This window comes from Fluviicola sp. (assembly GCF_039596395.1).
Taxonomy (GTDB): domain Bacteria; phylum Bacteroidota; class Bacteroidia; order Flavobacteriales_D; family Crocinitomicaceae; genus Fluviicola.
The window spans coordinates 531,535-543,690 of record NZ_JBCNJT010000001.1 but is presented as its reverse complement, the minus strand read 5'-3'; the positions used below and the strand labels follow the sequence as shown (position 1 = coordinate 543,690).

The window sequence follows — 12,156 nt, the reverse complement described above, 5'->3', positions numbered from 1 at the left end:
AGTAGTTATAGAAGTTTTGGTAGTTGAATATCAAAAGATCACTAACAGGTGAAATAATAAAACTGCTGAAATGTTTATTCCTTCGGAACGGTATACAACAAATGGAACGCGTTCATTACCGCCTGGTGCATAATTGTTGCGTGATTTTCGAGCGGCAAGTAATCGAAGTGTACTTTCACGTTCGGATTTTTAGCTCCTTTCAGTTTATCCGCCAAAAGGTTCGCGTCGACTTCCATCACACGTGCCGGGTCAGTTGGTGTCAATCCTTCTTTTCCCACACCGATGTAAATGTCTGTCGGTTTGTTATACCCTTCCGACAAAAGTGCAGAGTTCAGCTCCAGCAGGGAACCGTAATCCCACCACAAACTCGGGCTGATGATAATGTAGCGATTGAACATTCCCGGTTTCTTCAACAGGATATCCGTTGCCAGCAAGCCGCCCAGAGATTGGCCGATCAACGTTTTGTCGGTGTTCGCCTTGTATTTAGCTGCCATAAAGGGCTGCAATTCCTTTTCGATAAACGCAATGAACTTATCCGAATGCCCGGTATTCACAAAACGTCCTTTCTTCTGATCCTCATGCGTGCTTGGGAACGTAAAATCGCGCTGCCTGTCAACCGATGCAATTCCCACCACAATGGATTTCGGGACCTGGTTAACCCATTCGAAATTATAGAACTGAACCAGCCCGGCAACGTGGATAAAGTCTTCATCCGCAGAACCATCCAGCAAATAGATTACCGGGTATTTTACGGAATCCGCCGGGTTATAGCCTTGCGGCAGGTAAATATTCACAATGCGCTTTTCCCCCAGTTCTTTGGATTGAATTTCGTCAATGACTCCCAATACAAACGGTTTTGCAGTGTTGGTTTCAGCTTGTTTTGCTTTGTTTTTCTGACCGTAGGATAATGCGCCAAGAGCAAGGAATAAGAGTATCAGGGTGTTTTTCATGTTTTTCAATTTTGATGAAGCCGATTGGCTGTTCTTTCAAATTTAATGTTTTTACCACTAATCCATTCATTTTTTCGGCTTGCAGGTTTGCAGTATTTTAAAGCATTCCTCAACTTCCCTGGAATTCAGTTTGTCTGCAAGTATCGATAACGATTTGTATGAATTAATCGACTTGCTGTAACTTTTCAGATCTTTGGCGTATAAACCGGCATAGGTTTCAGAGCGAACAAATTTGTAGTAAATCTGATCAATGGTATCGGTTGTAATTTTTACCTTTCGCATGTCCGCCGGAATCTCCAAATCATAGTGAATCGTATCCGATTTATGGAGAAAGAACAAGCGGTAATGAACGCTATCCGTAGTCTGATAACGGATTAAGCGCATATCTTTAGTCGCCTCCGTAATATTTCCCGTCGACAATAAATGATTCGTACCCAAAGCATTCCATTTCCAGACTTCTTCAGACAAGAACTCATCAAGCGATTGATCCAACGAATTGGAGTAATACCCGAAATCAAAATGAAAACTGATTTTTCCGTTGGTAATTCTCCCTACATCCGAATCCATTCCCTGTTCCTTAACCAATTTATATTCCTTCGGAAACGAAAAGGTATAATCCCCGATCTCCAATTTATGCTGATTCTCCCGGGTTTCATCTCCGGAGGTGCAGGAGAACAACACAGCGGTCAAAAGCGCGATTTGTAAGGTTGTTTTTATCATTTCGATTTATTACAACTTCAATACTAAGAAAAAATCGGGTTCGGGAATCGAAGATTGTTGTACTATCTGCTAAGTGTCACCATACCCTGAACCATTTGGGTTTGCTGTGCCGGAAATTGATAGTTTATCACGTAAAAATAAACACCCTCGGAACAGTTGGTTCCGTTATATTTGCCATCCCATTTGTCAGTTTGGCCGGAAGCTGTGAAAACCAGTTCGCCCCACCGGTTAACAATGAAAAAATCGTACTGGTCAAACAAACAATTCGAATTCGGGGCAAAATGATCGTTTATGCCGTCGGCGTTGGGCGTAAATATGTTTGGAACTTCTAATTCACATGTCAGGGTTTCGGGAGTCTCACAAGGGACTACCGTTATGGTTTCAGTGAGGGTATCGGTCCCGCAACTCAGATTCACAATAGCCGTAACGGTGTAACTTCCAGCCGATGAAAATGTGTGATCGGGGTTGATGGCGTTTGAGGTGTTGTCCGTTCCGCTGCCGGGATCTCCAAAATTCCAAAGCGCACTAACAATGGAAGAATCTGATAAGATCGAAAAAGAAAAAACTTCCTGAGTGCACGAATCACCCAAAATACTCATCTGACTGCTGCAGTTCATATTACAGTCGATGATATCGATATGTAAACTATCCGTACAAGTTACTGTCTCGCCGATCAGCCCGGGAGCAAAAGTCAACGAGGTGACCACGACAAAATCTCCCTGGCAATCCACCGTATTCAATAATGTACCGGTATTTTCATCCAGTTCATAGAGGTTGGCGAACTCATCACATCCCCACAATTTGTTAGTCGTATAATCGTAAGCCAATCCCCGCAATCCCGGCTGACAATCTCCAATGAGCGTTGCATTCCCGCTTACAGGATTAATGTCGTACAATTGTCCGCTAAACGAAACCCCGTATAACCTATTCGTGTTTGGATCGTAAGCCAGCCCGTTGATACCGTCTCCTCCGTTATAAAACACGATATTATTATCGCCTGTCAGGTTTAACGGGCCAATATACGTACCGACCGGCGTTCCAGAACTGAAATCAAAAACAAACAGTCCTTGCTGCTGTGCAGCTCCATAGGGAGTACCTATGACGTAAAACAATTGATTTAAATTATCGAAATCGCCTGCCCAGAAAGAATAGCCTAAATTGCTGATCAATAATGTTACGGCATTGGTTATGACATCGATTTCAAACAGGTTGGGAGGCTCAACGATATTGGAAATTCCATACAGTAAATTCGTATTGGATTGATAGCCGATTGCAGTCAGGTCATTTCCTGAATTACTTTGAACACCTTGCACACTTCCATCAATCGGACTGATGTAAAAAATGGAATCTTCGTTGAGGTGATCATACGCCAGTAAAGAAGCATCTGCAGAAGGAGTTGCAGCATTGTATGTAAGATGATACTGCAAATTGACTTCGCCGGCCGCTATTTCAGCTGCTGTAGGATAATACAGCGGGTTCGGTACATTGTTACCGGGCACATAGACGCCGTTTCCTCCCGTCCAATAATTTGAAACAATGTTAGTGGCGCCCGGAGAACTGCCCTGCAACTGAATGGCAGCACCGGCGCAAACCGTTTGATCAATTCCGGCTGTAACGGAATCACAATCCGCTTGTCCGAAAGAAGATCCATCAAACAGTAAAATCAGCAGGACAGGAAAAAGAAGCTTGGTTATTTGATTCATCGTAGTGTAGTTCTAAAAACAGCAATCGTTCTTTGCTGTTCTATTCTCCAGAAGACTTAACGGTCTGTTTGTAAAAAGGTTGGCTCATACCAATGGAATATAAAAGAAAACCCTGACGATAAACATCAGGGCTGTTTCTTTTTGTGGAGAAGAGTGACCGGAAATGGAACCGGAAATGATTGCTGATCAAGCCAAAAAAGTTTCTTCCGCCAATTTTGCTTTGTTTTTGGTAAAACATTTGGTTTGCAGATATACTTTCGGTCTCTTAAATCAATTCAGTACTTAATATAGTCTTAAAAAATTAAAGTGTTGTTGAAAATCCGATTTTGCTATAACTCCATTTCATTAGCTCATTATTCTTTTTAGATTGAATGTATTTTTAGTTTTACAAACGCCCTCATCATGGGATTTTTAAAGGAATACCTTGTACTCATACCTTTTCCAAGTTTGGTCAAAATTTCACCTCTATCATCAGTTGTCAACTTATTTAAATTATAATTTAAATCATTGTTTCTTATAGATTTTCCTGTCATTTGATTATATTGGCACACAACATCAGTTATGGTAAAAGCATTAAATTCATCTAAATTGCAATTCGCACACGCATAAATTAAATCTCTCCACTTATTGCTACTATTGGATGTCAGTATCGCCTTTCTAAATGAAATTCTTAATTGTTCCGAAGTGTTTTCAATACCTTCTCTAATGGCAATTGTCAAGTAAGCCTCTGAAAAATTATCTTTTTTGTTTTTTATTAATTCTTTTGCGCCATATTTACATAATAGGTGAATATAATGGGGAAATCCAGAGGAAAACTCTAAAATTTTATCAGTAATTTTTTTGTCAATTTTAATTTCAAGCTTTTCAAGACCATTGATAATAATTTGCTCACCTTCCTCTGGTTTCATTCTTGGCATTTTAACTTGTTTTAGACATCTTTCTAAAGATTGATGATTTCCTATTAAATTTTCAATACTATCAGCGATTCCAACCAAAACTACAGTTGTATTTACATTATTATCCGAAAGTGATTTTATCAAATCAGCAAATGAAGCTCTAGTTTTTTCATTACTGATATTATCAAACTCATCAAAAATGAATAAAGTTTTAAAGTTGCCAAATGAATTAATAATATTAACTAATTGGTTCGCTCTTAAGTTTGGAATGCTTGAAATTTGTCCTTTGAGGTTAATAATTGAAGTTACTTGTTCAGCGTTGAAACCAATACCAGTAGTAGTTTTAGAGAATTGAATGCTCTCAAATGCTCTTTCCCATAAACTTTTAAATGTATCTTGTCTATCACATGTAATTTTAACAGGATATAAATTTGTGTAAGATTTTGACATTATATTAGCAAGGGAGGTCTTTCCAACACCTCGTTCACCATATAAAATAGCATGTTGTCCATTTTCATTAATGGCATCTGCAATTTTTTCAAGTTGATTAATTCTTCCAAAAAAGAAATCTTTTTCTTGAATTGGCGAAATAGGAGAGAAAACCTGTCCCAGCAATAGTTGCTGTTGTTCTTGAGTCATATGTTATTTTTAAGGGGCATTATCAGTTTTTACAATGAACTTCAATTGATGAAAATGAAGTTTCATAGTTTCTCGTCTCGTTAATGCTTCGAGACTAAAAATTTGTGCAACGGTTTGTTAGACTATTATTTCTTTGGTTTTATGAGGTTTTAACAGCGGATTAGGAGCGAGTTAGAATAACTCATCGTCTTTTTTAGATGAAATGTCATAATAAGTCATTTCATCTGCACCATCAAACCATTTGTACTGTGATCTCTTAAATCTTAATTCACGCATTTTGTCAATTAGCTTTAACTCAAAATCTTTAATATTTCGATTGCTAGCAAACAATCCTCCCGTAAATGTAACCACCTCATTATGCTTTCCAGAAATAGAAACATCAATATCGTTTTCCCAAAGTGCATCGCCTAGTTCTTTTGCCCACAGTTTTCTATTGAAAGCCATGTTATTGTTGATTAGCTTTTTAAGAGGTTCTTTTAACGACATTCCTTTTTTATTAATAGAATCAATATCTGAACCCATACCCTTTTTGATTGTTTTAGAATAGGAATACAAATCCTCAATACCTACAAACGAGGTTTTACTTGGTTCTAATATCTTAGGTTCAATTAAAAGGATTTCGGTGTACAATGAGGAATTCTCAATTGTTTTCAATTCTTCTTGAGTTGGCGTTTTGGGCTCTTGTTTTATTTCTGTTTCAGAACAAGAAATAAATAAAAGGGACGTTATTGAAAGTACAAATAATGCTTTTTTCATTGTTATAAATTTGTGTTTTTTCCAAACATCGAACAATAAAACTAAGTGACCTAAAAATCTTTCCGAACTGCCTGTTTTAGTTTCCGAAGTAATCCATTCAGAGTAAAATGGAATCGCACCGTTATAAGTTTTGGCTTTATAAAATCGGTTCTTGGGATGATTGGATTTTATCCTACCTTCTTCAAGAACAGTACTCATACTTCTCTGCAAAGAGGGAAATCAATTAAATTTCAAGAGCTAAATTTGTGTTCGATGCTTCAATTCAAAGTAAAAAGCTAATTTAGCATCACCAAACATTGGGGGATTAGCTCATCTGGCTAGAGCGCAACGCTGGCAGTGTTGAGGTGATCGGTTCGAGTCCGATATTCTCCACAAAAAGAAAGCCCGGACGATAAATGTCTGGGCTTTCTTTTTGCAGAGCGAGAGAAGAGTGCGGAATTCCAGTTCGAAGCCGCAATATCCCATTGTCAGATCGAGTGTTTTCGATACGCTCGACAATAGAACCGACAGGTGAACTTATTGAGACGGGCAGCGGTTCGATTCCCTTTAAGTTCAAAAAACATTGGGTGATTTCCTGAATTATTCGATATTTGTAAATAATGAAATCCATTACAACCTTCATCTTTTACCTCTTCATTTTCTGGGCGTTCGGTCAACAGCAATTGAAAGACATCGATACTTCTTTTGATTATAAGGAACGATTCTATAGAAAAGAAAAACTCATCACAAGAAACTCATGGAGATATGTCCGCGATAATGGACAGCCTTCTATTGGCGTAAACGATCTCCTACTGAATCCGGGGTTTGATACCACTGGGATGGTGCGCGAGAAGGATGGTTTGTGGTGTGAATATTTTGATAAATCATGGAACCCTACTGATTCGTCGCACCAGTATTATCAGATTTTATGTGAATACAACTGTGGTCTTACGGAAGGAAAAGTCTATTATTTCAGAAAAAATGAAATCATTTACACCGGGTTACGTTATCCGAAACTTAACGATTCCATTTTTAATGGTTCGAGGAGAATCACCTATAATAATGGGAAAGTTGAATGGATTGAATACAAACTGTTCCGTGAAGATTCGTTGAGAAGCAAGTACTACAATACTTCCTCGTTCTTTCCAAACGGTGAGCTAAAACACTATACTCTTTCAGACGATATTAACTTTCAGTACGTAGGGTTGAAATATAATAAGTTCGGCATTTGTACATACGAGTTAAAATTGAATCACAATGAGTCATACACAATTAAACGAAAACGAAAAGGACGAAAAGAAATTATTGATGTTAGAGAAAATGGTATGTTCACCAAAACCGTGAAAGTAGATGGTAAAGTGGTGAGACAACGAAAGCATAAATAGCTTTCATAAACCTCTTAGATTTTGGTTCCGTTTCCATTCATCTCAAAAAACCAAAAAGCCCCGACCCTTTACATACGGGATCGGGGCTTTCCTTCTAAAACGTGATTATTTCTTGATAATCTGGCGTTGTATGTTTGTGTCGCTTCCGGTTAATCGCAAGATGTAGATCCCGTTCGAATAACTTCCAAGTTCCACCTGGTAGCCTGCATGAAGCGCATTGCCGGTCAATTGATCCGAGAATACTACTTTTCCGGCTACATCCATGATTGTCAAGTTCAGCGCTCCGTGTTCTTCAGCCGATTTCAAGGTTACGAAATCAGTTGTCGGGTTCGGATAAAGTGCAAAGTCTGACAGGTTTAAAGTTGCAACACCCAAATCCTGGTTCGTGATGGTGATCAAAATCGAATCTGCTTTGGTTGCGTCGGCCACAGATACTGCTTTCGCCCAAACGGTTCCGTTACCGGATGCAGTCACTAATCCTCCTGTAGAAATAGTTGCGCTGCCTGTAACAGGAATCAAACTCCAGGTTACGTTTTGGCTCACCGTTAAAGGGTAAACCGCTGCCTGAAGCTGCAATGTTCCGGCTGGTGTGGTAATCTGAGCAGGAACTCCGCCCACTGTTGTTACCACCACGCTGTCTACACCGATTACCGTCTGGTTGCTGATCGTTACCAGAATAGAATCTGCTTTCGTCGGATCTTCATCGGATACCGCTTTTGCCCAAACGGTTCCGTTGGCCTGTGCGGTTACTAAACCTGTTGCGGAAATCGTAGCTCCACCGGTAACCGGGATCACACTCCAGGTCACATCCTGGTTGACTGTCAACGGATAAACCGTTGCTTCCAGCTGTAAAGTTCCGGCAGGCGTGGTAATTTGTGCAGGAACTCCGCCCTGTGTTTCTACCACTACACTGTCAACAACAACCGTAGACAGGATATTCAGCGTGTAATCTTCCATTTCACCGTAATTCTCATCTTCGTCGATAGGTCCGCATACATAAGCGTGTAACCCGGTAATACTCGCAGTTACAACTACTCTCATACGCGTTGGCCCCGGAAGTGCCGTTGCCGGAATGGCAATATTCGCTGTTAGTGCCTGGTTCAATCCTGTCCCTACATTCGTGTATTCGCCTTCAATGGAATCCAGCAATCCGTTTTGGTTGTAGTCGATCCATACGCCAACGGATTCGTACATCCAGCCTCCACCAGAAGGACCAACCGAAACTGAAACCGGAACGGTAGTTCCAGCCTGGATATTTGCCGGAGCAACGGATGTCGTATAGTCGGAATAGCCGGTTGAAGTGCTTCCGCATGCGGAGTTGTTGTTGATACTTCCGATTGTTACATTCGTGATCAAATCTCCGTCCGTACAGTTGAACGGAATAGCATTGATACAGTAACACTGTGTTGGAACCTGCTGATCAACGGTAACACTTGCAGATGTATCCGCATCGCCTGTCAGGGTACAGGTTGCTATCAAATGGTACATGGTTTCTTCGGATTGGGAAGGAACCGTATAAGTTGAAACTCCGGAAGCTGTTCCTAAATCCGTCCAGGTTGCGCCGCCATCAACAGAAGCCTGCCACTGGTATTCAACTCCTACAACCGGATTCGATGCATCGGACGTCAATGTAATTGGTTCGTTCAGACAAACAATCGTTTCACTGGCAGAGATTGTACCTGCATCCGGTGCTCCGGAACAGTTGGCCCCTGCGGCGATCGTTACCAGGTAATCTTCAGTCTCTCCGTAACCGGTACTGATGGTAGCACATGCTGAATTCGGGGTATCCTCGTAAACCAACAACGGATCACCGGAAGCAATGTAGAATGAACGAACTCTCATACTCGTTGTTCCGGCCAATGCTGCTCCCGGAATATTCAGAGTAGTATTCACCGTTCCTCCTGCTGTATTCCCGATATACGCATATTCGGATAGCTCATAAACACCGTTCTGGTTGTAATCGATCCATACGGCAACAGCTTCATTTCCTCCTTCCCCTGTTGTAACGGTTATCGGGTAACTCAATCCGGATACCACGGAAGCCGGGCTGACAGACGCGCGGTAATCTCCGTATCCTCCGGTAGAACAAGTACTGTTATTATCGATTCCTGCAAACGTAACATTTTGAATTTCATCGTCCAGACTGCAATTGGAAGCCGCCGGAGTACATCCGCAGCTAACCGGTGCCGACATCGTAACAGTCACAACCGAAGAAGTCACTTCATCACTTGTAGGCACACAGGTTACCACCGCGCGGTACTGTGTTTCCACTGTTTGTCCGCCGGTAACCGTATAAGTCAAACCGCTTTGAGGCGCTCCCAACGGGTTCCAGGTTGTTCCTCCGTCTGTAGATGATTCCCACTGTACGCTGATTCCTGATTGGATAGACATACCGGTCAGTGATAAATTGATCGGAACAGTCGGACAAATAGCAGATGCATCTGCCGAAGCCGTTACGGAAGCCGGTAAACCGGTACAAGTAGCAGAAGGAACGTAGGTGATGCGAATTTCGGACAATCTGTTCTCGATGGAAAGACTTGCCCCGTCTCCCGGATCAGTTCCGTCTACCCTGCTATAAGCCTGGCGGTTTGCCGGTGTAGGTGAAATGTTGTAGTATTTGGTAGATCCCGATCCTCCCCATGCGTCCAGTACCATGATCATCAAATTATCCTGGTCGTAGATAAAAGGCGCGGTCAGAGAAAGCATTTTCCAGCCTGTTGTATTCCCCTGGTCGGTATTCTGGTCTAAGCACAATTGCGAACCACCCGTATAGGTTGCGGAATTCCAGATTCCTGCAGAAAGTGTTGTATTCGGGGTCTTTTGCATGTACACTTTCGTAGGTCTGCTTCCTGCAGTTCCGGTGGTCGTACTGTTATACTCGATATCTGTAATGGTTCCGTAAATCCCGATCTCCGATTGCAGGTAAAGGGTTGCGTGACGCTGGTAACCATACCAGTGCGACATCGGCCCGTAAAACGTACTTTCAACTCCTGCCGGGGTAATCGTAACCGTCGGGTCGATTGTAACCGGGAAACTACGCCCGGAAGCCTGTAGCCAGGAAGCCGGAAGCGCAGAAATGATTTCCACTCCCCCGTTCACAAAACGCACCTGGTAAGTAATGGTATAAACACTTTGCTCCAGCTGCTTTTTCTGTTCCGCACTCAACTTATCTGCAGGCGCGTGAATCAGCATTGCTTCCTGTTTGGAAATAGCGCGGTCAAACACCGTTACCCGGCCGAAATAGATTTTGCTGTCGGCATTTCCTAATTGAAGTGAGAAATCAGTTGTCCGGAAATCTCCCGTCATTGCTTTCCCTTCGGCATTGAAAATCTGCCAGCCGTTCTGCAAAGGAATAAACTGGCTGAACTCCAGTGTTGAGCCTGCAGACAAAGCAGCCAATTCAGGTGTCAGTGCATTCAGGACCAAGTTGTTTTCTATCCCGCCGTTCAATACCACAAACTCTTCTGAAATATTTGGGTATAAGTCCGGATAGGACAATTTTTCACCGGATACTGTTCCCGGAACGGCAGAAGGTCTTTTTAGGTTCACTGCATTTCCGCTTGACACAATTCTGAATTGCGGATTTTTCCACCACGTGAATTCAGAACCATTCTCAAGCCGCATGATTACACCTTCTGTTCCTGCATGCTGCGGGAAATAGCTTTTCACATCATTTGTTACGTTTTGGAATCCATATCCCGGCATTCCGCTTACTCCTTGCCCGATATTCAAATCAATATCCTGCCACTTGCCGTTCGCGTCCTTGTAGTGGTAATTCCCACCGATTTGAGCGGTGTATGTACCATTCGCATTCCGGAAGTGTTTGGCATTTTTCGTCCTTTTTTCAAGGTCTTCCACTCCATTGAAAGCTGTCGCTCTCACCTCATCACTCTTTTTTTGTTCGATGGCCGGTTTTGCTTTGATCGCAGCATACCGTTTCTGGTCGGTATGTTGTTTCGATTGCTGGGACCACGAATAATTGGATAGCAATGTTCCCATGAAGACGGTTATACCTAACAACTTAGGTAAACTCCTCATTTGAAAATAACTTTGTCTCATATAATTTATTTTTGAAGACAAGAACTTAAGGAAAACCCAGCAAAAATGGCCTTCTCATTTAACATTGGCCGGGTTCAGGAAAACGAAACCAAGATCCCGCGGATTATTGATTTTCGCCGGAAGGCACATTTTAACAATAAATTGTTTTTTTTAGTCCGTGAAGGTAGCTCAATTACTGATATATCAAGGGACACAGCGAAAAATAAATAAACTAAATGCTCAGTTTAAAACGTTGTGGTTTTCAAAAATTGATTCACTAAAAAACTTTTTAATGCGGTTGGCTCAGCGATTTTTCATCAGGTTCAGGAAATCGTCTTTATATGACACACTGACCGGCAGTTCGGTTTCACCGACCAGTACTTTCGTTTTCCGGTACTCCGTTACGCGAAACAGCGGCACGATGTAAGATCTGTGGATGCGGACAAACTCTTCTTTCGGGAGTTCTTCCGAAATGCCTTTCAAAGTACTTCTCACTTTTACAGGTTCTTCGTTGTCCAGATGAATGATCACATAATCTTCCACGCTTTCCAGGTACTGAATGTCTTTCAGGAACAACTTCACATTGCTGTAACTCGATTTCACTACGATTGCAGCTTCCGCAGCAGGTTTAGAAGCCTCTTCCATGTTGATCAGGTTGATCGCTTTGTTTACCGCCAGTTCGAAACGCTCGAAAGAATAAGGTTTCAATAAATAGTCTGTTGCCGACAGTTCAAAGCCTTCCAGGGCATAATTTTTATGAGAGGTCGAAAAGATAAACTTCGTAGGCGGTTGGATCATTTTGGCGAATTCCAACCCGTTTAGATTCGGCATTTCAATATCCAGGATCACGATGTCAACCGCATGCTTCGAGAGATAATCCAATGCTTCCAAAGGTTCGTGAAAACCTTTCAGGTAGACGATGTCCTTGTGATTTTTACAAAATTGCCCTACCAGCCCGATAACCAGCGGGTTGTCATCAACTACGATTAGTGTATAGCTCCTCATGAATGAAACAAGATCATTGATGCCTCAATAATACAGCTTTTACAACTAAAAATTATTATATATCCGGACATTTCACCTGATTTGT

General features: G+C 41.8%; 8 protein-coding genes and 1 tRNA gene. 2 read left to right on the top strand and 7 right to left on the bottom strand.

Annotation, left to right across the window (positions count from 1 at the left end):
- Positions 1-74: 74 nt before the first annotated feature.
- From ABDW02_RS02130 to ABDW02_RS02110, 5 genes are all read right to left on the bottom strand, one after another.
- Complete coding sequence (locus ABDW02_RS02130; RefSeq protein WP_343631679.1) at positions 75-950, bottom strand: alpha/beta hydrolase-fold protein; 876 nt, start codon at positions 948-950, stop codon at positions 75-77.
- A gap of 66 nt (positions 951-1,016) precedes the next feature.
- A complete protein-coding gene (locus ABDW02_RS02125) occupies positions 1,017-1,670 on the bottom strand; it encodes a hypothetical protein (RefSeq protein ID WP_343631678.1) in 654 nt (217 codons plus the stop codon).
- Between the two features lie 62 nt (positions 1,671-1,732).
- Positions 1,733-3,373 (bottom strand): gliding motility-associated C-terminal domain-containing protein, encoded by a 1,641-nt coding sequence (locus ABDW02_RS02120; RefSeq protein ID WP_343631676.1) that lies wholly within the window; start codon positions 3,371-3,373, stop codon positions 1,733-1,735.
- A gap of 362 nt (positions 3,374-3,735) precedes the next feature.
- The gene (locus ABDW02_RS02115) at positions 3,736-4,908 is read right to left on the bottom strand and encodes an ATP-binding protein (RefSeq protein ID WP_343631674.1); all 1,173 of its coding nucleotides are present in this window, start codon (positions 4,906-4,908) and stop codon (positions 3,736-3,738) included.
- A gap of 171 nt (positions 4,909-5,079) precedes the next feature.
- A complete protein-coding gene (locus ABDW02_RS02110) occupies positions 5,080-5,862 on the bottom strand; it encodes a hypothetical protein (protein WP_343631672.1) in 783 nt (260 codons plus the stop codon).
- Positions 5,863-5,962: 100 nt separating this feature from the next.
- Here ABDW02_RS02110 and ABDW02_RS02105 point away from each other — a divergent pair.
- Positions 5,963-6,036, top strand: a tRNA-Ala gene (locus ABDW02_RS02105).
- Between the two features lie 227 nt (positions 6,037-6,263).
- Complete coding sequence (locus ABDW02_RS02100) at positions 6,264-7,028, top strand: hypothetical protein (RefSeq protein ID WP_343631670.1); 765 nt, start codon at positions 6,264-6,266, stop codon at positions 7,026-7,028.
- Positions 7,029-7,133: 105 nt separating this feature from the next.
- On the opposite strand, the gene ABDW02_RS02095 is transcribed toward ABDW02_RS02100, so the two are convergent.
- Positions 7,134-11,027, bottom strand: coding sequence for a T9SS type A sorting domain-containing protein (locus ABDW02_RS02095; RefSeq protein ID WP_343631668.1), 3,894 nt, complete (start codon positions 11,025-11,027; stop codon positions 7,134-7,136).
- A 342-nt stretch (positions 11,028-11,369) separates the two neighbouring features.
- Positions 11,370-12,071 carry a LytTR family DNA-binding domain-containing protein gene (locus tag ABDW02_RS02090; protein ID WP_343631666.1) on the bottom strand — a complete coding sequence of 234 codons (702 nt, stop codon included), beginning with the start codon at positions 12,069-12,071 and terminating at the stop codon, positions 11,370-11,372.
- Positions 12,072-12,156 lie beyond the last annotated feature (85 nt).

What these genes read in the sequence shown, in the direction of transcription:
- ABDW02_RS02110 (WP_343631672.1), bottom strand. Translation starts at nt 5,862, where the DNA reads ATGAGTACTGTTCTTGAAGAAGGTAGGATAAAATCCAATCATCCCAAG.
- ABDW02_RS02100 (WP_343631670.1), top strand. Translation starts at nt 6,264, where the DNA reads ATGAAATCCATTACAACCTTCATCTTTTACCTCTTCATTTTCTGGGCG.
- ABDW02_RS02130 (WP_343631679.1), bottom strand. Translation starts at nt 950, where the DNA reads ATGAAAAACACCCTGATACTCTTATTCCTTGCTCTTGGCGCATTATCC.
- ABDW02_RS02115 (WP_343631674.1), bottom strand. Translation starts at nt 4,908, where the DNA reads ATGACTCAAGAACAACAGCAACTATTGCTGGGACAGGTTTTCTCTCCT.
- ABDW02_RS02090 (WP_343631666.1), bottom strand. Translation starts at nt 12,071, where the DNA reads ATGAGGAGCTATACACTAATCGTAGTTGATGACAACCCGCTGGTTATC.
- ABDW02_RS02120 (WP_343631676.1), bottom strand. Translation starts at nt 3,373, where the DNA reads ATGAATCAAATAACCAAGCTTCTTTTTCCTGTCCTGCTGATTTTACTG.
- ABDW02_RS02095 (WP_343631668.1), bottom strand. Translation starts at nt 11,027, where the DNA reads ATGGGAACATTGCTATCCAATTATTCGTGGTCCCAGCAATCGAAACAA.
- ABDW02_RS02125 (WP_343631678.1), bottom strand. Translation starts at nt 1,670, where the DNA reads ATGATAAAAACAACCTTACAAATCGCGCTTTTGACCGCTGTGTTGTTC.